This window comes from Pseudosulfitobacter pseudonitzschiae, assembly GCF_002222635.1.
Taxonomy (GTDB): Bacteria; Pseudomonadota; Alphaproteobacteria; order Rhodobacterales; family Rhodobacteraceae; genus Pseudosulfitobacter; species Pseudosulfitobacter pseudonitzschiae_A.
In genome coordinates this window covers 290,845-311,441 of the sequence record NZ_CP022415.1, presented here as the reverse complement: position 1 = coordinate 311,441, position 20,597 = coordinate 290,845, and the positions used below count along the sequence as shown (strand labels likewise).

At 61.3% G+C, this 20,597-nt stretch carries 19 protein-coding genes; 9 read left to right on the top strand and 10 right to left on the bottom strand.

Features of this window, described 5'->3' with window-relative positions; translation table 11 throughout:
- Positions 1-8: 8 nt before the first annotated feature.
- From SULPSESMR1_RS01405 to SULPSESMR1_RS01390, 4 genes are read right to left on the bottom strand one after another with little or no spacing between them, the layout of a single operon-like run.
- A complete protein-coding gene (locus SULPSESMR1_RS01405) occupies positions 9-1,217 on the bottom strand; it encodes a cytochrome P450 (RefSeq protein WP_089419220.1) in 1,209 nt (402 codons plus the stop codon).
- Complete coding sequence (locus SULPSESMR1_RS01400; protein WP_089419219.1) at positions 1,214-1,927, bottom strand: type 1 glutamine amidotransferase; 714 nt, start codon at positions 1,925-1,927, stop codon at positions 1,214-1,216. The genes SULPSESMR1_RS01405 and SULPSESMR1_RS01400 overlap by 4 nt, the downstream gene beginning before the upstream one ends.
- Positions 1,924-3,279: an aminotransferase class III-fold pyridoxal phosphate-dependent enzyme gene (locus SULPSESMR1_RS01395; protein WP_089419218.1), complete on the bottom strand. Its 1,356-nt coding sequence runs from the start codon at positions 3,277-3,279 to the stop codon at positions 1,924-1,926. The genes SULPSESMR1_RS01400 and SULPSESMR1_RS01395 overlap by 4 nt, the downstream gene beginning before the upstream one ends.
- Complete coding sequence (locus tag SULPSESMR1_RS01390; protein ID WP_089419217.1) at positions 3,276-4,073, bottom strand: IclR family transcriptional regulator; 798 nt, start codon at positions 4,071-4,073, stop codon at positions 3,276-3,278. The genes SULPSESMR1_RS01395 and SULPSESMR1_RS01390 overlap by 4 nt, the downstream gene beginning before the upstream one ends.
- 122 nt (positions 4,074-4,195) lie before the next feature.
- Here SULPSESMR1_RS01390 and SULPSESMR1_RS01385 point away from each other — a divergent pair, with 122 nt between their 5' ends.
- The gene (locus SULPSESMR1_RS01385) at positions 4,196-5,680 is read left to right on the top strand and encodes an aldehyde dehydrogenase family protein (RefSeq protein WP_089419216.1); all 1,485 of its coding nucleotides are present in this window, start codon (positions 4,196-4,198) and stop codon (positions 5,678-5,680) included.
- 4 nt (positions 5,681-5,684) lie between these two features.
- Here SULPSESMR1_RS01385 and hpaR read toward each other — a convergent pair whose 3' ends face one another.
- Entirely contained in the window at positions 5,685-6,125 is a 441-nt protein-coding gene (hpaR, locus tag SULPSESMR1_RS01380) for a homoprotocatechuate degradation operon regulator HpaR (RefSeq protein ID WP_089419215.1), read from the bottom strand.
- Between the two features lie 85 nt (positions 6,126-6,210).
- Between hpaR and SULPSESMR1_RS01375 the strand changes: the two genes are divergently transcribed.
- From SULPSESMR1_RS01375 to hpaH, 6 genes are read left to right on the top strand one after another with little or no spacing between them, the layout of a single operon-like run.
- The gene (locus SULPSESMR1_RS01375; protein ID WP_089419214.1) at positions 6,211-6,588 is read left to right on the top strand and encodes a 5-carboxymethyl-2-hydroxymuconate Delta-isomerase; all 378 of its coding nucleotides are present in this window, start codon (positions 6,211-6,213) and stop codon (positions 6,586-6,588) included.
- Positions 6,589-6,599: 11 nt separating this feature from the next.
- Positions 6,600-8,111: a 5-carboxymethyl-2-hydroxymuconate semialdehyde dehydrogenase gene (gene hpaE / locus SULPSESMR1_RS01370; RefSeq protein WP_089419213.1), complete on the top strand. Its 1,512-nt coding sequence runs from the start codon at positions 6,600-6,602 to the stop codon at positions 8,109-8,111.
- Between the two features lie 54 nt (positions 8,112-8,165).
- A complete protein-coding gene (gene hpaD / locus SULPSESMR1_RS01365; protein WP_089419212.1) occupies positions 8,166-9,146 on the top strand; it encodes a 3,4-dihydroxyphenylacetate 2,3-dioxygenase in 981 nt (326 codons plus the stop codon).
- Between the two features lie 20 nt (positions 9,147-9,166).
- Positions 9,167-10,561: a pyridoxal phosphate-dependent decarboxylase family protein gene (locus SULPSESMR1_RS01360; RefSeq protein WP_089419211.1), complete on the top strand. Its 1,395-nt coding sequence runs from the start codon at positions 9,167-9,169 to the stop codon at positions 10,559-10,561.
- A complete protein-coding gene (locus tag SULPSESMR1_RS01355; protein WP_089419210.1) occupies positions 10,561-11,409 on the top strand; it encodes a fumarylacetoacetate hydrolase family protein in 849 nt (282 codons plus the stop codon). The genes SULPSESMR1_RS01360 and SULPSESMR1_RS01355 overlap by 1 nt, the downstream gene beginning before the upstream one ends.
- Entirely contained in the window at positions 11,406-12,203 is a 798-nt protein-coding gene (gene hpaH, locus SULPSESMR1_RS01350; RefSeq protein ID WP_089419209.1) for a 2-oxo-hept-4-ene-1,7-dioate hydratase, read from the top strand. Before SULPSESMR1_RS01355 ends, hpaH begins: the two co-directional genes overlap by 4 nt.
- Positions 12,204-12,260: 57 nt before the next feature.
- Here the strand turns inward: hpaH and SULPSESMR1_RS01345 are convergent, their stop codons facing one another.
- From SULPSESMR1_RS01345 to SULPSESMR1_RS01330, 4 genes are all read right to left on the bottom strand, one after another.
- Entirely contained in the window at positions 12,261-13,142 is an 882-nt protein-coding gene (locus tag SULPSESMR1_RS01345) for a glucokinase (RefSeq protein WP_089419208.1), read from the bottom strand.
- 3 nt (positions 13,143-13,145) lie between these two features.
- Positions 13,146-13,913: an ATP-binding cassette domain-containing protein gene (locus SULPSESMR1_RS01340; protein WP_089419207.1), complete on the bottom strand. Its 768-nt coding sequence runs from the start codon at positions 13,911-13,913 to the stop codon at positions 13,146-13,148.
- On the bottom strand, positions 13,910-15,238 hold the full coding sequence (locus tag SULPSESMR1_RS01335) for a sugar ABC transporter permease (protein ID WP_089419206.1): 1,329 nt from the start codon (positions 15,236-15,238) through the stop codon (positions 13,910-13,912). Before SULPSESMR1_RS01335 ends, SULPSESMR1_RS01340 begins: the two co-directional genes overlap by 4 nt.
- A gap of 125 nt (positions 15,239-15,363) precedes the next feature.
- Positions 15,364-16,392 carry a substrate-binding domain-containing protein gene (locus tag SULPSESMR1_RS01330; RefSeq protein ID WP_089419205.1) on the bottom strand — a complete coding sequence of 343 codons (1,029 nt, stop codon included), beginning with the start codon at positions 16,390-16,392 and terminating at the stop codon, positions 15,364-15,366.
- A gap of 178 nt (positions 16,393-16,570) precedes the next feature.
- Here SULPSESMR1_RS01330 and SULPSESMR1_RS01325 point away from each other — a divergent pair, with 178 nt between their 5' ends.
- Complete coding sequence (locus SULPSESMR1_RS01325; RefSeq protein WP_089419204.1) at positions 16,571-17,770, top strand: ROK family transcriptional regulator; 1,200 nt, start codon at positions 16,571-16,573, stop codon at positions 17,768-17,770.
- Positions 17,760-19,259 (top strand): CRTAC1 family protein, encoded by a 1,500-nt coding sequence (locus SULPSESMR1_RS01320; RefSeq protein WP_089419203.1) that lies wholly within the window; start codon positions 17,760-17,762, stop codon positions 19,257-19,259. The genes SULPSESMR1_RS01325 and SULPSESMR1_RS01320 overlap by 11 nt, the downstream gene beginning before the upstream one ends.
- On the opposite strand, the gene SULPSESMR1_RS01315 is transcribed toward SULPSESMR1_RS01320, so the two are convergent.
- A complete protein-coding gene (locus SULPSESMR1_RS01315) occupies positions 19,253-20,572 on the bottom strand; it encodes a cytochrome-c peroxidase (RefSeq protein WP_089419202.1) in 1,320 nt (439 codons plus the stop codon). The two genes, SULPSESMR1_RS01320 and SULPSESMR1_RS01315, sit on opposite strands and share 7 nt — an antisense overlap.
- Positions 20,573-20,597 lie beyond the last annotated feature (25 nt).

Genomic DNA, 20,597 nt, shown 5'->3' with positions numbered 1-20,597 from the left:
TGCTTCTTTCATTTCAGATGGGCGCGAATTGGCAGAGTTTTCACCCCGCAGATGAAGTTGGACCTTGTCCATGTGGGCGGTGCAACGGGCTCCAGCGTTTTGACGCGGGTTGCGATCTCTTGCAGAACCGCGCGCAGTTCCAGCTTGGCCAGCCACATGCCCAGACACACGTGCGGTCCACCCTGACCAAAGGCCATGTGACGGTTGGGTGCGCGCGACAACACTGCGCGGTTCGGGTCTGCGAAAGCATCACCATCACGGCAGGCCGACACGAACCACAACAACACCTTGTCACCTGCGCGGATGGTCTGGCCGTGCATCTCTGTGTCTTGTGTCGCTGTGCGGCGGAAGTGCAGGGTGGGGGCAGCCAGACGGATAAATTCGTCCGGTGCTGTTTCAAAGTCCGTGCCCTTTTGCAGCTCTTGCAGCAGGCCGTCCTGCGTGGCCAGCAGGTGTAGCGCCATCGCGATCGAATAGCGCGTGGTGTCATTGCCAGCCGCCACCAGCAGACAAAAGAAATTCTTGAAATCCAGGCCTTCGATCTGCCCGCGCACGCGGTTCAGAATGCCATCTTCGCTAACCTTTTTGTCGCCGCGCAGCACCGCATCGGCGTAATCATACAGCTGGACACCCGCAGGCGACCGGAACGGCATCATCCGATAGGATTCAGTGTCCACCTTGTCGATCACCGTGTCGGTAAAGTAGGGGTCGGTGTTGCCAATCAGCGCGTCACCCCGCGTCACCAACCAGTCCAGATCTTCGTCGGGCACGCCCAGAATACGGCCCAGCATCAGCATTGGCAGCGTCTTGGCGATCTTGTCCACCGCGTCGAACTCGTGCTCTTGCAGCCCTTTGGCCACAATGTCGCGGGCCAGTTCGCGGATCAGCGGTTCGAACTTGGTCACCACCGGCTTGGCAAAGGCGGGGTTCACCGCGCGGCGGGTGATCGTGTGTTCGGGCGGATCGGTTTCCTGAAAGGTGCGCCGCGCCATGTATTCTTCGTGGCTTTGATCCTCGATACGAATGCCTTGGGCTGACGAAAATACCTCGGGGACGCGTTGCGCGGCCATGATGTCGGCATAGCGGGTCAGCGACCAAAAGCCTTTGGCTCCAACAAAACCGGGCGTCCAATGCAAGGGCGCATCCTTGCGCATCTGCGCAAAGGTATCGTGCGGCACACCATCCACAAAGCTGTCGTGATCGGCGAGGTTTTTCATGGCGTGCCGCCGAAAAACCGCGTCGCCCAAGCGGCAAAGACATCGCCATCCGCTGGCATCGCTGCGCGCGCCTCGGCCACTTCGACTTCGGTGGCCGACAATACGTGTTTGGTGGCGTCCAGAACACCGGCCATAAAGCGGTCGGTGAATTCGGGGTGCGCTTGCGTAGTGAAAAGATGATCGCCCTTGGCAAAGCCCGCGTTGACACAGCCCGGAGATTCCGCGATGCGGCGACACCCCTCAGGCAGCACCGTCACCGCGTCGTGGTGAAAGCTGTGCAGGTTCAGATCCTCTTGTGCGGGCTGCATCCAGTCGAAATGTTCAAGAAAGGTATGCGTCTCGACTCCGATGTTCCAATCGGATTGTTCAACTGTCCCGCCCAGCGCCGCTGCAATCGCCTGATGGCCGAAACACACGCCCAGCAGCGGTTTGCGTGCCGCATCCGCACGGCGGATAAAGTCATAGAGCGGGCCCAGAAACGCCATGCCATGCAGAACCGATTCCGGACTACCGGTGATCAGATAGCCATCTTGATCGTCTACATCCTGTGGCACCTCGCCGCCGACAGTCATATAGACGCGGTAGTCGAACCGCTGGTCCTGCCGGTCAAACAAATCGCGAAACCGGTGAGAGTCGTCGGGAAAGGCGTCCCCCACCTCGATACTGCGGTCGTGATTGACCTGTAAAAGGCCCAGCTTCAGTCGCTTCATGCTGCGACCATGGCGTTCAGGCCCGTTTCAGTGGCCGACAGGATCTTGTCCACATGGCTTTGGTCGATGACCAGCGGCGGCGAAAAGATCGCGTTGTTGCCCGACACACGGACCATCACCCCATCCTCATAAGCGGCCTTTTGGAACGCCAGCGGGGCAGCACCAGTCGCCGGTGCCTTGGTCTTGCGGTCGGTCACGAATTCGATGGCGCACATCAACCCTTCGCCGCGCACGTCACCGACGATGTCGTGGCGGCGGGCCAGGTCTTGCAAACCGGCCCTCAGCTTGGGTCCAAGGGTGGCTGCGTTTTCCCAAGGCTTGATGCGCATGGTTTCCTCGACCGCAGCCACGGCGGCGGCGGCCCCCACCGGATGCCCTGAATAGGTATAGCCGCTGTCAACCGATCCTTCGCCCTTGCTGCCTTCGAACACTTCGGCCACGCGGCCATGAATCATCAGCGCACCAAAGGGAAAATACCCGTTGGTGATCGCCTTGGCAGTACACATGAAATCGGGCTGTACACCCCAATGGCGGCTGCCTGTCTCGTCTCCGGTCCGGCCAAAAGCGGTAATCACCTCGTCTGCGATCAGCAGAACGCCGTGCTTGTCGCAAATCTCGCGCACCAGCTTCATGAACGTCGGGTGTGGTGGCACCACACCCCCTGCGCCCAGTACCGGCTCCATGATAAATGCCGCGACCGTGTTGGCGCCCTGAAACCCGATTTCGCGCTCCAACATAGCGGCAGATTGCTGTGCCAACGCCTCCGGCTCGGTGATACCAAAGGGATTGCGGTACAGATACGGCCCCGGAATGTGATAGCAACCCGCCAGAAGCGGTTCGTAGCTGTTGCGGAATTTCGAGTTACCGTTGACCGACGCGCCTCCAAAATGCGTACCGTGATAGCCCTTTTCCAGACTGATGAACTTGGTCCGCGTACCCTCGCCCCGAATACGGTGGTATTGCCGCGCCAGCTTCAGCGCGACCTCGACACTGTCGGACCCGCCCGAGGTGAAAAAACTGCGGGTAAGACCGTCGGGCGCAAAAAAATCTTGCAGCAGATAGCTTAACTCGATGGCCTTGTCGTTGCTGGTGCCCCGAAAGGTCGAATAATATGGCAGCGCGTCCATTTGTGCGGTCACCGCCTCTTTGACCGCCTTGCACGAATACCCCAGATTGACGTTCCACAGCCCGCCCACAGCGTCGATGGTACGGTGGCCGTCAACGTCCACGATATGCACGCCTTCACCGCCGGTGATAATGGCAGGCGGGTTGGCCATGCTGTCGGCGGGGTGTGCCATCGGATGCCACATATGCCGTGCGTTGTTCTCTTTCAGGAAATTGCTGTCCTTCATGGCTCAAGCCTTTCTGGCATCGCGTGCCGTTTGTTCCAGATGTCGGCTACAACGGATGGCACTGTGCCACCCAGCCGCGCCGTCAGATCGGGGCCGCGCGCAACCAGCAGCGCGGCGATGTCTTGCGGGGTGTGACCCCGCGCCGTGGGATAGGCGATGGAACAGGCCCCCGTCACCCGCCCCTGCGCATCGAACACCGGAATGGCCACCGACGACACGCCTTGCTCCAGCACATCGCGCGTCTGGGCAAAACCCCGCTGGCGCACCGCTTCGATGTCCCGCAGCACCTCTCGTCCATTCAGCAGCGCACCGCGCTGCGCGTGGTGGTCCTCCATCGCGGTCGTGACAAAAGCCTGCGAGGAGTAAGCAAGAATGGCCTTGCCCGAAGAAGTGTTGAAAAGCGGCGGCAGGCTGGTCGCGTCAAAGCTGACGCGCACCGGATGGTTATGCTGTTCGGCGTGGCAGATGCTGACCAGATCAAAACCGCGCAATTGCGACAGATGCACCAATTCGCCCGCCTGTTGCGAAATCTGTTCCACCACTGACGACACCATATCGCGTGCATCCACCGTCTGCGCGCGCATCGCGGCCAGCCGCGTCAGGGCATGGCCCAGACGATAGGCGCGCGTTGCAGGATCTTGTTCAAGAAACCCCGCCTCGGTCAGGGCGACCAGATGGCGGTGTACCGTCGCCTTATCCCGTGCCGCCAGCCGCTGCACGTCGCTCAGCCCCAGCGCGGGGCGCGCGGATGTGAACAGATCAAGCAAATGCAGGGCTTTGGCAATCGTGGACATAGGTGGCAGCACTCTCTTCGGTGCGGGACGTGTTGCACAAAGGTTGACCCGACTCGCCCTGCAATGCAATATATTTCTGCAACCTTTGGTTCAAATAATGAACCACTCAGAAAGGACACCCCTTGGATCAGGCCACAATCGACGCTCTGCGCACGCATATCATCCCCGACCAGACTCACCTGATCGACGGTCAGAATATCCCTGCGCAATCAGGCAAGCTGCTTGATGTGTTCTCACCCATCGACGGCACACGGCTGACCGGCATCGCCGCAGGCACCCAAGCAGACGCCGACCACGCTGTCGCCGCCGCCCGCCGCACGTTCGAGGCAGGCACATGGGCCAAACAGCCCCCCTCCGCCCGCAAAAAGGTGCTGATGCGACTGGCCGATCTGATCGAGGCCGAGGCGCTGGCGCTGACAATTCTGGGAGTGCGTGACAACGGCACCGAGATCGCCATGGCGCTGAAGGCAGAAGCGATGTCCTGTGCGGGCACATTTCGCTACTACGCCGAGGCCATCGACAAAACCTATGGCGAGATTGCACCCACAGCCTCCGGCACGCTGGGCTTGATCCACCGCGAACCCGTGGGCGTGGTTGCCGCCATCGTCCCGTGGAACTTTCCGCTGATGATCGGCGCATGGAAAATCGCGCCCGCGCTCGCCGCTGGCAATTCGGTTGTGCTGAAACCGGGCGAAAGCGCATCCTTGTCACTGTTGCGTCTGGGCGCACTGGCCCACGAGGCAGGCTTGCCCGACGGCGCGCTGAACGTGGTCACCGGCACCGGCCCCGAGGTCGGCGCGGCGCTGGCCCTGTCGATGGACGTGGCCGTGCTGGCCTTTACCGGATCGGGTGGCACCGGCCGTCGTTTGCTGGAGTATTCTGCGCAATCCAACATGAAACGGGTCTATCTGGAATTGGGCGGCAAAAGCCCCAACGTGGTCTTTGCCGACACCCCCGATCTGGACCGCGCGGCACAGGTCACCGCAAACGGCATCTTTCGCAACGCAGGGCAGGTCTGTGTCGCGGGGTCGCGGTTGATCGTTGAAAGCAGCATCCACGACGATTTTGTTGCCGCCGTCCAACACCACGCCGAAGCAATGCGCGTGGGCGATCCGCTGTCGGTCGATACGGACATCGGTGCGGTCCACTCGGATGCACAGTTGCAGATCGACCTGACGGCAGTGACCCGCGCACAGTCCGAAGGCGCCAGCCTGATCACCGGCGGAACACAGATTTTGCAGGGCAGCGGCGGCACCTATATGGCGCCCACGATCCTGTCCCGCGTGGCCCCCCAAAGCGACCTGTTCCAGCGCGAAGTGTTCGGTCCGGTGCTGTCGGTTACCGCCTTTGACACCGAAGACGAGGCCATCGCACTGGCCAATGGCACCGATCTGGGTCTGGCAGCGGGCGTGTTCACCGGCGGGTTGTCGCGCGCGCACCGGATGATCGCGGCGATCCGGTCGGGCGTGGTGCATGTGAACACCTATGGTGGCGCGGATATGACCGTGCCGCTGTCGGGGCACAAACAATCCGGCAACGGGTCGGACAAAAGCCTGCACGCCCTTGAGAAGTACCAAGACCTGAAAACCGCGTGGATCGCGCTTTAACGTCCTATTGCGCCGCGTCGGGGTCGGCCAGATCCCCCAGCAGGTCCAGCAGCGCCTCATAACGGTCGCCCCCCAGATGCGCGCGCCAGCTTTCCGCGATCTCGGCAGCGCGGGCGGCATTGGCGGCAATCAGCGCCGAGCCTGCCGGCGTAATCGCAACCTCTTGCCGCCGCCGGTCCTGCGCGCCCTGCACTTGCGTCACCAGCCCCTTGGCGACCATACCCTTGACGATGCGCGTCAGCGACGGTTGCAACAGCGCCGCACGTCGCGCCAGCGTACTGGCATCCAGCGGCCCCGCTTCCTCCAGCACACGCAAGACCCGCCATTGCTGCTCGGTCACGCCGGACGCGCCCAGCATATCGCGGATCGGGCCCATGACGGCCTCGCGGGCATGCATCAATGCAATCGGCAGGGAACGGCCTGTGCTGGGAAGTGTCTGGCGCATGAAAATCGAATCCTTGACGCAGCGTTTGACTTTTACTTAACATGATAATAATTGCGATGTTAAGCAAAATCTGCAGAAAGTCACAATGCCACATCTGATGATCGACTACTCGCCCAATCTCGAGGCAACCGTGGACATATCGGCGCTGTGCGATCACATCCGCCGTGCCGCGATCGAAACAGGCGTGTTCCCGATGGCGGGCATACGTGTGCGGGCCTTTGCCGCCAGCCACGTCAGCATTGCCGATGGCGACGCCAAGCACGGCTATATCGACATCTCGGTGCGCCTGCGCAAAGGCCGCAGCACAGCCGCCAAACGCGCAGCGACCCAAGCAATTTTTAACGCCGCCTCGACCTTTCTCGCGCCGGTCATGGCGCAGCACTCTATCGCCCTGTCGATGGAAATGCGCGACATCGACCCAATCCTGTCGCCCAAATCCGGCACCATCCGCGATCATCTGTAAAGGATCACACCATGTCCAACCTCGACCGGAATATCAGCACCCTCCAGCGCCATCTGGACCGTTTTGCCGACACCGGCATCCTGAACCGGATCAATGGGCAATCCCTACCCGCCCGATCGGGTGAATGGTTCGACACCCACAGCCCCGTCGACGAAAGCCACATCGCCCGCGTCGCGCGGGGCGGTGCCGCCGACATCGACGCCGCAGCAAAAGCCGCCGCCGATGCCTTTCCTGCATGGCGGGACATGGCGGGCACCGAGCGTAAAAAAATCCTGCACGCCATTGCCGACGGCATCGTCGCGCGGGCTGAAGAAATCGCGCTGTGCGAATGTTGGGACACCGGACAGGCGCTGCGCTTTATGTCCAAGGCGGCTCTGCGCGGCGCTGACAACTTCCGCTTTTTCGCCGACCGCGCACCCGCTGCGCGTGATGGCCAGATGCTGCCCTCGGCGACACTGATGAACGTCACCACCCGCACGCCTTTGGGACCAGTGGGCATTATCACCCCGTGGAACACACCCTTCATGCTGTCCACATGGAAAATCGCGCCCGCACTGGCCGCAGGCTGCACCGTGGTCCACAAACCCGCCGAATTTTCGCCACTGACTGCCCGCATCCTGATGGAGATCGCCGAAGAGGCAGGCTTGCCGCCGGGTGTATGGAATTTGGTCAACGGTCTGGGCGAAGAGGCAGGCAAGGCGCTGACCGAACACCCCGCAATCAAGGCCATCGCCTTTGTCGGCGAAAGCAGGACAGGCTCGATGATTATGAAACAGGGGGCCGACACGCTCAAGCGTGTCCATTTCGAGTTGGGTGGTAAAAACCCCGTCATCGTCTTTGACGACGCCGATCAGGACCGCGCGCTGGATGCCGCGATTTTCATGATCTATTCGCTGAACGGCGAACGCTGCACGTCGTCCTCGCGGTTGCTGGTGCAGGACAGCATCGCAGATAACTTCGAAGAAAAGCTGGCCGCGCGGGTCAACAACATCAAGGTGGGGCACCCGCTGGATCCGCAAACCGAAATCGGCCCGCTGATCCACAAGGTTCACTTTGACAAGGTGACGTCCTATTTCGACATCGCCCGCCAGAACGGCGCCACCATCGCGGCGGGCGGCACCGCCCCCGATGGCCCCGGCCACTATGTGAACCCCACGCTGTTCACCCATGCCACCAACGACATGACCGTCGCACAAGAGGAAATCTTTGGCCCCGTGCTGACCTCGATCCGTTTCAAAGACGAGGACGAGGCAATCGCCCTCGCCAATGAGACCCAATACGGCCTGACCGCCTATGTCTGGACCAATGACATCACCCGCGCCATGCGCACAACCCAAGCGATCGAGGCGGGGATGATCTGGGTCAACTCGGAAAACGTCCGCCACCTGCCGACACCCTTTGGCGGCGTCAAGGCGTCAGGCATCGGGCGTGACGGCGGCGACTGGTCGTTCGATTTCTACATGGAAACCAAACACGTAGGCTTTGCCACAGGCCACCACAAAATCCCGCGCCTCGGGGTCTGACCGCCCCGCCCCTCTTTTCCGCGCCGCAAGCGCACCGCACAACAGGAGCATACCATGCCCGTCCCCGCACCGGTTCTTTATCCGCCGTTCAACATCCTGCGGCTTAGCCATGTCGAATATACCGTCACCGACCTAGTCCGCAGCCGTGCCTTTTGGGTCGATACGCTGGGCCTTCAGGTCAGCCACGAAGAAGACGGCCTGCTGATGTTGCGCGCGATGGAAGAGCGCGGACATCATTGCATCATCCTGCGCCAGTCGGATGCGGCCCATGTACACCGTTTGGGGTTCAAACTGTTTGACGAACAGGGTCTGGACAAGGCTGCGGTGTGGTTCAAGGATCAGGGCCTGCCCACGACATGGATCGAACGCCCGTTCATGGGCCGCGTGCTGCAAACCCAAGACCCCTGGGGCGTGCCGCTGGAGTTCTACGCAAAAATGGACCGCCTGCCCAACATCGCGCAGAAATACGCGCTGTATCGCGGTGTCAAACCGCTGCGCATCGACCACTTCAACCTGTTTTCGTCCGACGTGGACGGGGCAGTGGCGTTCTACAACCAGATGGGTTTTCGCACGACCGAATACACCGAAGACGCCGAGACACAAAAGGTCTGGGCCGCATGGATGCACCGCAAGGGCGGCGTGCATGATATCGCCTTTACCAACGGCTTTGGACCGCGCCTGCACCACACCGCCTTTTGGGTGCCGACACCGCTGAACATCATTGATCTGCTTGACCTGATGTCCACCACCGGTTGGCGCGACAACATCGAACGCGGCCCCGGGCGGCACGGCATTTCCAACGCCTTTTTCCTTTATATCCTTGACCCCGACGGTCACCGGATCGAAATTTACTGCTCGGACTATCAAACCATCGACCCCGATCACGAACCGATCCACTGGGATCTCAAAGACCCCTCGCGCCAGACCCTTTGGGGCGCGCCCGCACCGCGAAGCTGGTTCGAACACGGGTCGGCCTTCGACGGCGTGGATATCGCCGAGCCTGCGCTGAAGGCGCAGCCGATCATCGCACCATAGCACAGACAGGACGCCAAGACATGAACTGGGATGATTTCGCCACCCACGCCAAAGACGTCGCCGACTGGGGCGCGGATTATCATAAAACAATACGAGACCGTCCGGTCCGCGCGCAAACCGCGCCCGGCGATGTGTCGTCACAACTGCCCGACAGCCCCCCCGAGGACGGTACCGACATGGCCAACATCATGGCCGACTTCGAGAAGGTCGTGATGCCCGGAATAACCCACTGGCAGCACCCGCGTTTCTTTGCCTACTTCAACTCGAACGCCGCCCCTGCATCGGTGCTGGCGGAATTTGTCGCCTCGATCATCGCACCCCAATGTATGCTGTGGCAAACCTCGCCTGCGGCAACCGAGATGGAAACCAGAATGCTGGACTGGCTGCGTCAGGGGCTGGGCCTGCCCGACGGCTATCAGGGCGTCATTCAGGACAGCGCCAGCAGCGCCACGCTGGCGGCCGTGCTGACCATGCGCGAACGGGCGCTGAACTGGCAGGGCAATGTGCAGGGCCTGTCGGGCCAGCCTGTTCTGCGCATCTATTGTTCGGATCAGGTCCATACCTCGATCGACCGCGCGATCTGGGTTGCGGGCATTGGTCAGGACAATCTGGTGAAAATCCGCAGCACCGGCGATCTGCGTGGGCTGGACCCTATTGCGCTGCAAGATGCGATCACCCGCGACCGCGCGGCGGGCTTTGTCCCTGCGGGTATCATCGCCGCCACAGGTGCCACCGGCATGGGGGCCTGCGATGATCTGGACGCCGTGGCCAACATCGCCAAGGCCGAGAACCTCTTTACCCATCTCGACGCCGCATGGGCAGGCACCGCGATGATCTGCCCCGAATTTCGCCCGCTATGGCAAGGGGCCGAGCGTTTCGACAGCATCGTGTTCAACCCGCACAAATGGCTGGGCGCGCAGTTCGATTGCGCCGCCCATTTCCTGCGCGACCCCGACGTGTTGCGTCAGACGCTGGCAATCCGGCCCGAGTATCTGAAAACCCACGCCCAAGGCGACATCATCGACTATTCCGAATGGTCGATCCCGCTGGGTCGCCGCTTTCGCGCGCTGAAACTGTGGTTCCTGATGCGCAGCTATGGCATGGAAGGACTGCGCAGCCGTATCCGCAACCATGTGACATGGTCCCAAGCCCTGTGCGAACGCCTGCGCGCCCTGCCCGAGTTTCAGATCGTCACTGATCCGATCCTGTCGCTGTGGACCTTTAAACCGGCCGGTGCCAGCGACGAAGACACCCAAGCGCTGGTCGAGGCGATCAACACCGACGGACGCATCTACCTGACACAGACCCTTGTGGACGGGGTCAAGGTCATCCGCTTCACCGCAGGGCAATTCGACTGCGAAGAACGCGACTTTGACACCGCCTTTGACACCATAACCGAGATTGCGAGACGCTGATGAATTTTGCCACCTACACGGCCCAAGGCCAGCAGTTTTACGGCGTGGACACCGGCGCGGGAATGATCGCCCTCAGCCCGTTCTTTCCCGACTGGGCCACACTGCGCGACGTGATCGCCGCCGATGCGCTGCACCAGCTTGCGCTGAAGGCCCAGAATTTACAGGTCAGCCACACCGATTTCACCTATGACATTCCGGTGCCCGACCCCGAAAAGATCATCTGCGTCGGCGTCAACTTTCCCGACCGCAACGCCGAGTATAAAGATGGCCAAGAGGCACCGCCCAATATGTCGCTGTTCCCGCGTTTCGCGCGCAGCTTTACCGGACACAACGGCACCGTGATCCGTCCGCCGGAAACGCCGCAACTGGATTACGAGGGCGAGATTGCCATCGTAATCGGCAAAGGGGGCCGCCGTATCGCCGAGGAAGACGCATACGATCACATCGCCGCCCTGACCCTGTGCAACGAAGGCACCCTGCGCGACTGGGTGCGCCACGCCAAATTCAACGTGACCCAAGGCAAGAACTGGGACAATTCCGGCGCGATGGGCCCGCATCTGGTGCCCTTCACCTCGCCCGCACAACTGGACGACATCGAACTTAGCTGTCGCGTGAACGACGAGTTGCGCCAGCAAGACCGCACCAGCCGGATGCTGTTCCCGATCCGTCGCCAGATCGCCTATATTTCGACTTTCACCACACTGGTGTCGGGCGATATTATCGTGACAGGCACGCCCACGGGCGCAGGCGCACGGTTCGATCCGCCGCGTTTCCTGACACCGGGCGACACGGTAACAGTTGCTGCCGATGGCATCGGCACGCTGTCCTGCACGGTGGCCGACGAATGACACCCGCACAGCATCAATCCGCCGCCGCCGCCCTGCTGCACGCCGAAAGCACCGGCCAGCAGGCGGGTCTGCTCTCTATTGCCTATCCCGACATCACGATGGACGACGCCTATGCGATCCAGAAACAGGTGGTCGCGGGCAAGCTGGCACAGGGTCAGGACATCATTGGCTGGAAAATCGGCCTGACCAGCCGCGCCATGCAGCAGGCGCTGAACATCGACATTCCCGACAGCGGTGTTCTGACCAGCGCAATGCGCTTTGACACCGGCGATACAATCCCTGCGGGGAGGTTCATCCAGCCGCGCATCGAGGCCGAGATTGCCTTTGTCATGAAAACGCCCTTGGGCGGGGCCGAGGTGACCCGCGCCGATGTTCTGGCGGCAACCGACTATGTCGCCCCGGCGCTGGAAATCCTCGACACCCGTATTCTGCGCGCCGATCCGGCAACCGGTGCCGCACGCAAGGTGTTCGACACCATCGCGGACAATGCCGCCAATGCGGGCGTCGTGCTGGGTGCGGAACGGCACGCGACTGACTGCAATTTGCGCTGGGTCGGGGCGATTGTCACCGTCAACGGCACGGTCGAGGAAACCGGCCTTGGTGCCGGCGTGCTGAACGATCCGGTCGAAAGCGTGGTCTGGCTGGCGCGGCGCATGGCGCAATACGGGCAAAAGATCGATGCCGGCCAGGTGATCCTGTCAGGCAGCTTTATCCGGCCCGTCGAATGCCCCGCAGGCACGCGGATTGAGGCGGATTTTGGCCCCTTCGGACGTGTCGACCTGAACTTTTCCTAGAAAAGTACAGCGCACGCACGCAAGGGCTCGTGGCGCTGCCCGCAGTTGTTGATTGTGTTAAACCTGATCCAGACAGGCCGCGCAGCCCGCAAGGGCTGCGGCGTCGTCCATCACCACCCACATCGGAATATCCGACAGGGTGCCCTCGAACATATCGTGCACACGCGCCGCAGCCAGCGCCTTGCCCGCGTCAGGCAGCCCCACAACAGCCCGCGCCAGCCCACCATTGAAATAGATCCCCCCCAGCGGCATGAACTGGAACGTCATATCACGGCACAATGCGGCCAGAGCGGCGACATAAACTGTCATGGTCGCAGGCGCCCCGGTTACGATCTGCTGGCTGGGCATCTCTGCCCCCCCCAAGGCACGGTGCAGCGCGCGCAATCCCGCACCGGCAAAAAGCTGTTCGACCGTTTCGAATGGTGCGGCCCTGTCCCCCAGATGCGCCTGCAAGACGCGGTAAACACCGATGGGCAGGCCGGTGTGCCCCTCTTCGGCCAGCATCACGCCACTGCCATGCGCCAGACTGACGTTGAAACCCGTCCCCATCCCCACAACCAGCGCCTGCCCGCCCGGGGCTGCGCGGCCTGTGACCACGGGATTTATGGCATCCGCAGCCAGATAGGGCAGCGCATGGCCCACTGCAGCCAGATCATTGATGATACGCACCGTGGCACCGCCCAATACGGCCCCCAACTGCTCGGCATCGAATGACCAGTCGCGATTGGTCAGACGCACATGGCCAGGCATGACGGGGCCTGCGATGGCCACGCACAAACGGTCCACCGACGCGCCCTGGCAGAAATCGGCCAGAACATCGGCAAATGTAGGATAGTCATCGTTGCGAAACCACTGCACTGTGCCCGCAACCAGCACACCGCCCCGCGCATAGGCCATGCGCGTGTTTGTACCGCCTACATCTGCCACGACCGATTGCATGCCCTAAGCCGCCTTGCCGGGCTGTTTGCCCAAGATGATCATGCTCAGCAAATCGTCGTCGGTCACATCCGCCACATTGACCGTGCCCACCAGTTTGCCGTTTTTCATCACCGACGCGCGGTCACACAATTGCAGCACGTCGTGGATGTCGTGGCTGATCAGGAAAATGCCAATGCCTTCCGCCTTTAGCTGGGTGATCAGCTCGCTGACCATTTGCGTCTCGTGCGGGCCAAGTGCGGCGGTAGGTTCGTCCATGATCAGGATTTGCGCGTTAAAATAGACCGCGCGTGCAATGGCGACCGACTGACGTTGTCCGCCGGACAGGGCGCTGACCGGATCCTTGAACTTCTGGAAGTTCGGGTTCAACCGCGACATGATCTTGCGCGCTTCGCTTTCCATTGCATCATCGTCAACCAATCCCAGTGGCGACGTCAGCTCGCGCCCCAGAAACAGGTTGCTGGCGGCGTCCAGATTGTCGGCCAACGCCAGCGTTTGATAGATCGTCTCGATGTTATAGCGCCGCGCGTCACGGGGGCTGCGGATGTCGGCACGTTCGCCATTTACGTAAATCTCGCCGCTGTCCATCTTGTAGGCACCCGACAAGATCTTGATCAGCGTCGATTTACCAGCGCCATTGTGACCCAACAGGCCCACGACTTCGCCGGGGTACAAATCAACCGACACATGATCAACCGCATGCACACCGCCAAAGCTGATGCAGATATCGCGCATGTCGATCAGCGGCGTGCCGAGAGGGGGGTTATCAGTCATTTCGAAGTCCTCCGGTAAAGATTGTCGAGATAGACAGCAAGCACCAGAACGCCACCGACGACGACCTGTTGTACCGCCGCGTCAAAGCCGATCAGCACCATGCCCGTTTGCAGCGACTGCATCACGAATGCCCCCAAAACCGCGCCATAGATGGTTCCGACACCCCCGCCAAGCGAGGTGCCCCCGATCACTGCGGCAGCGATGACATACAATTCATCCAATGTGCCCAGCGCGTTGGTGGCCGACCCCAGCCGCGCCGAAGCAACGACAGCAGACAGGCCTGTGAGAAACCCCATGAGGGCGAAAATCTTGACCGTCATCCAGCGCGTGTTGATACCTGCAAGCGATGCCGCTTCGGGGTTGCCACCGATGGCATAAACATAGCGGCCAAACCGCGTGCGGGTCATCACCACGGTCATTACCACGATCACCCCCAGCAGGATCAGCACCGGAATGGCAAAGCCGTGGCTGATGAACATCCCGCCTTCGGGAACTTCGATGTTGTTGGCGGCGGCATAGCGGCGCACGATACCCGTGGGCCAAGGATAGGCATTGACCAGCAGCACAGCACCAATGACAGCGCCGACGCTGATAATGCCAATAAACCACTCGGCCCAGATCGGGCGCAGCCGGAATTCAAACCGCTTGCGTCGCGCGCGCCCCATGATGATCAGGGCGATCACGACAAGCACCGCAATGCCGCCGACAATCCAACTGCCGGTGGCCCCCACGGCCCCGTTCGGCCCGCCGCCCAACAGTTTGAAGGTGCTGTCCAATGGCGAGATCGTCTCGCCCCGCGTGATCAGAAACGCCACGCCCCGCCAAACCAGCAGGCCGCCCAGCGTCACGATAAAGGCGGGGATCGACAGATAAGCGATCAACCAGCCATGAATGGCCCCCACCAGCGCGCCCGCAATCATGCCCGCGATGCAGGCAATGATCCAGATGCTCCAATGTTCCAGCCCCACCAGTTTCGGCAGAAACCAGACTTGGGTGATGCCCATGATAACGGCACAGAACCCCAGAACCGATCCCACACTCAAATCGATGTGGCGGGTGATGATGACCAGCACCATGCCACAGGCCATGATCCCGATCGAAGACGTCTGAACCGAAAGGTTCCACAGGTTGCGCGGCGTCAGGAACGCACCGAATCCGTTGTTGACTGCGCCGTAGACGTGAAAGCCCACCCAGATCAACGCCAGCGCGCCCAACATACCCAGCAACCGGGTGTCCAGTTCGGTGTCGCGCATAAACCGCTGGATCAGGCCGGGCTGGTTGTGTGTGGCACCTTGCGGTGCGCTGTTTTCGTTTGTGTCGGTCATGTCCGCACCCGTCAGATAAGCCGGTCCTGTTTGCGCGGGTTCGCGCAGCGGATCAGGCTGAAGTGGTTTGAGAAGTCAAATTATGGGGCACCGGCGGTTTCAGTTCGCCGGTGCCCGCTAGGGCCTTAGTTACAGCCCGCAACGCCATCCATTGCACCGGCACAGACTTTGTCTTTTTCGATGTGACCTGCGTCGATCACCTCCGAGATATTGTCTTTGGTCACCGGTGTCGGAGCGAGAAAGATCGCGATCATTTCCACGCCTTTTTCACCGCCCGACCAGCTTTCGGCACCATCGATTTCACCCATCTGCGCACCATCGGCCATGGCCAGTGCAATCTCGGCTGCCTTTTTACCCAGCTGACGCGAGTCCTTCCAGACCGAAACGGTTTGCGTGCCCCGTGCAACACGGTTCAGCGCGGCATGGTCGCCGTCCTGTCCACCGATCGGCACGTTCAGACCTTGGGCCTGCAATGCGGCAATTGCGCCACCGGCCATACCGTCGTTCTGGGACAGAACCGCATCGACGTTGTTGTTATTGGCGGTCAGGATCTGCTCCATGTTGCGCTGCGCGTTGTCAGGCTTCCAACCATCGGTAAAGGCTTCGCCCACGACCTTGATCTTGCCCGCTTCCACATCTGCGCCGATAACTTCCATCATCCCTTCCAGCAGAAACAGCGCATTCGGATCGCCCTTGTCACCCTTGATGATGGCAAAGTTGCCCTCGGGTTGCTCGGCCATAACGGTTTGCGCGATGATCCGGCCAACACCCTTGTTGTCGAACGTCAGATAAAAGGCGCGCGGGTCTTCGATCAGGCGGTCATAGCCCACAACCGGGATGCCCTCGTTGTCGGCTTGGTCGATGGCGGGGCCAATTGCGTCCTTGTCCACAGACAGGATAATCAGCGCATCGGCACCCTGCGCAATCAGCGCCTCGACGTCGGTCAGTTGCTTGGCCGCTGATGCCTGTGCATCCGCCGAGATATATGTGGCGCCCGCAGCTTCGAGAGCTGCCTTGATCGCAGCCTCATCCGTCTTCCAGCGCTCCTCCTGGAAATTTGACCAGCTGACGCCAACGGTGACATCCTGCGCCCAGGCGGCCACGGCCGTAACGGTAATTGTCGCCGCCAAGGCGACCGTTTTAATAAATTTCATTGTGTCCTCCCAAGACTTTTGCCCAACTGTCGCACGCGGGCGCAGCTCGGTGCTTGCATCATTAGTCATTTTAATTTGGAAAGCAAATTAAATTGGACAAGCCTTGAAAACAACGCCATCCTGTGGGTTCAGGCCCGCGACGTTCACCACCTAACCCTATGGAACTGCGAAACATAACATGGCATTCGGACACCAACGCGAAGACAGTCGGCTGATCCTGTTGCGTGAGATTTCGCAAGAAGGGCGCATTCCGCGCATCGACCTGGCCGAGCGGACGGGAATCAGCCGCGCGACCGTGACAACGATCACCGCCGACCTTCTGCGCGACGGTTTGATCGAAGAAATTCCCCGCGTGGATGGCGCGGCAACTGCCCGCGGCCGCCCGCGTGTGGACCTCAAGATTGCAGGTGCTGCGCATCTGGTGGCAGGGGTCAAAGTGTCGGGCACGCGGATATCGCTGGTGCTGATGAACTTCGAAGGCACCCAACTGGCCGACCACGAGGCACCTCTGGCCGCAGGGCGTCACAGCCCCGACGCCTTGGCTGGCCATATCGGCGACGCGGTGGCGGCACTTGTGGCCAAAGTGGGTCATGCGACGGCCGACTTGTCCGGCGTCGGCGTTGGCCTTGCTGGAACTGTCGATGTGGGCGCGGGGGCTGTTCATTGGTCACCGTCGCTCAATGTGCGAAACGTGGATTTTGCCGCAGTGTTGACCGAACAGATGGGCGTGCCGACCTATCTGGACAATGACGCCAACCTTGTGGCGATGGCGGAAAAGGCATTCGGCCTTGGTCGCGGGCGATCGGATTTCATCGTGGTCACCCTCGAAGCTGGTGTCGGCATGGGCATCATCCTTGGCGGTGAAATCTACCGCGGCACGCGCGGTTGTGGCGCGGAATTCGGCCACACCAAGGTCCAGTTGGAAGGGGCGCTGTGCCGCTGCGGGCAACGCGGCTGTCTGGAGGCATATGTGGCCGAATACGCCCTATTGCGCGAGGCAGACACAGCCTTGGGTACCGACACCTCTGTCAAGAACCAGATCGCGCGATTGCTGGAAGCGGCCCATGCAGGTGACACTGCGGCGGCGTCTATCGTGGCGCGCGCGGGGCGGATGTTTGCGATGGGGCTTGCCAACATTGTCAACATCTTCGACCCCGAGCTGATAATTCTGGCAGGCGAGCAGATGCAATTCGACTATCTCTATTCCGATGCGGTAATGGCCGAAATGCTCAAATCCATTGTCCAAGTGGACGCGGCCCCACCCGAAGTAGTCATCCACAAATGGGGCAACCTGATGTGGGCGCGCGGGGCTGCCGCCTATGCGCTGGAGTTCGTACAAGAGCGCGCCGCACGCGAGGGGCGTATCGATGCGGTTTAGTGTGGCCTTGATCCTGTGCGCGGGCGTCGCCCAAGGCGAACCGCTGTTCATCCCTGTCGCAGTGCCGCATCACGAATATGACGGTGGTTGGGAACATTTCGTGGGTGGCGGTCTGGCCGCGCTGGACTGCAACAGTGACGGGCGCACCGATCTGGTGGCCGCAGGCGGCGGCAACCCCGCCGCCGTCTTCGTAAACGAAAGCGAGGAATCGATACGCTTACGTATGGAGACACTGCCCGCCACCAACACCACTGGCGTATATGCGCTGGACATCAACAATGATACCCGCCTTGATTTGGTAGTGTTGCGGGTCGGGCCAGACCAGATTTGGCTGGGTGACGGGGCCTGTGGTTTTGCCCCCATCCGGATGATCGACTTTCCCGACAAATGGACCACCGCGTTTTCCGCCACATGGGAACAGGGCGAAACCCATCCCACGTTGGCGATGGGTCATTATGTGGACCGCACCAATCCCGACGGCCCGTTTCAGGCCTGCGACACCAACAGCCTGTGGCGGCCCGATGCTGACAGCTGGAGCCAGACCGTTCTTGAACCCGGATTTTGCCCGCTCTCGGCGCTGTTCACCGACTGGTCACGCAACGGTCAGGCCGATCTGCGCCTATCGAACGACCGGCATTACTATGTCACCGGCGGGTCCGAGCAACTGTGGCAAATGTCCCCGTCGCCGCGCCTTTACACACAGGCCGACGGCTGGGCCGAACATCACATCTGGGGCATGGGCATCGCGACCCGCGATCTCGATCGAGATGGCCGTGACGAAGTGTTTCTCAGTTCAATGGGCGACCAGCGTTTACAACGTCCTGCGGGCGATGGACCGGGCTATGTCGATGTACCATACGAGATGGGATCAACCGCGCACCGTCCCTATACCGGTGGCGACGGGCGGCCTTCGACCGGCTGGCACATCGCCTTCGGGGATGTGCAAAATGACGGGCTGGACGATGCTTTTATCGCCAAGGGCAATGTGCAGCAAATGCCGGGCATGGCGATGGACGACCCCAACAACCTGCTGATCGCGCAGCCGGATGGCCGCTTTGCCGAGGCGGGCGACATCGCGGGCGTCGCCTCCCTGCACCGTGGACGCGGGGCCGCGCTGGTTGATCTGGACAACGACGGATTACTGGATCTGGCCGTGGTAAACCGCCGCGCGCCGATGGAAGTCTGGCGCAATACCAGCACCGAAACCGGCAACTGGCTGTCGCTGGATGCCAACCAGCCAGACATCAACACCCGTGCCATCGGCGCATGGATCGAAGTGGACGACGGCACGTCTGTGCAATCGCGCGAACTGGTGGTGGGCGGCGGCCATGCGGGCGGCTCGGACGCGCCACAGCATTTTGGTTTGGGGGCGGCCACTTCTGTGCAAATCCGCGTGATCTGGCCCAACGCACCCGCGTCAGGTTGGACCACCATACAGACCAACCGCCGCTACCGTCTGCGCCCCGACACCGCGCCCGAAACTTATTGATCCACCGGTAACCCACTGGGTACGGTCGCGGGCACGCCCAATTGCCCGTCCAGACTTGCCGTATCGGTCAGTGCCCCCAAAAACGCGATGATGGCCGCCACTTGCCCGTGGGTCAGCGCGCTTGGGGTCAACTCGTTGGCGGCGGCAATGCGTGCAACCTCGGTCGGGTCATCCATCACGGTGGTATCCACAGTTCCCGCCAGATCAGGCAGAATCGCCTGCGCAGGATCGTAATCGACCAAATGCTTCTCGGGGTTCAGATGGTGGCGGATCACATCCTCAAGCTGCGCATAGACCCCTGCGTGGCCATACGGTAACGTATGCACCACATTGCGCAGCGACGGCGTGCGGAACTTGAACGCGTCGGCAGGATTTCCCGTGACCCGCATCCGCCCTTCGTCAGCCGCACCACTCTCGAAGGCTGCGCGCTTGCCCGGCCCGATCTGCGGCATCGCGATGGCATGAAAATCATGGTCGGTCTGGAACAGGCCAGAGTGGCAATTCGCACAGCCCGCCTTGCCATAGAATAGATCGCGCCCATGTGCCTGCGCACGCGTCAGCTCGGCTTCTCCGCGCAGGGATTTGTCAAAATCACTGTCCGTCGCGCGCCACTCAAAGGCGACAAATGCAGCAATCGCATCGGAAATATCGTGGAAATACACAGGCTTCTGGCCAATCACATCATCAAACATTGCACGGTATTCAGGAATGCCCGCCACCCGCTGCGCCAGTATATCCCACGCCCCGCCCGGACCGGTCAGCAGCCCCTGACGCACCGCCTTGGACACATCGCTTTCGCCCAAATGTCCCGCCATCTCGTCACCGGACAAAACCGGAAACATGGTTTGCGCGCTCAGCAGACTGGCAAAGCCTTGTTCCATCTCGAGGCCCAGCGGCGTGCGAATGCCACCCGCGCGAGTCTCGTCCACCTCAAGCCTGCCATCATGAAAGAACGACCGGTATTCCACAGCACCCACATTGAACAACGCTGGTGCATTGCGCGGAATGCGGTCTTCGGGCGTATTGGTCACATCAACCTTGCGTTCTGGCCCAAGGCCCGCAGCCCCGTCGCCCAGCCCCAACGAAACCCCGTCCCCCGTGGCATGGCGCGGATGGTGACACGTGGCACAGCTGACCGTTTTGCCGCCCGACAGGATCGGATCGTAAAATAGCAACCGCCCCAGCTCGATCTGCGGCATCTCCACCTTGGGAAAAACCGCATCCGGCGCTGGAAGATCGCCCGCCACAGCAACACCGGCCCACAAGGCGAATGCCGTAATACCGCGCGCGATGTCAGTCGATCCGATTGCCATAGGTTTCAGGTTTCCTTTGTCGCCA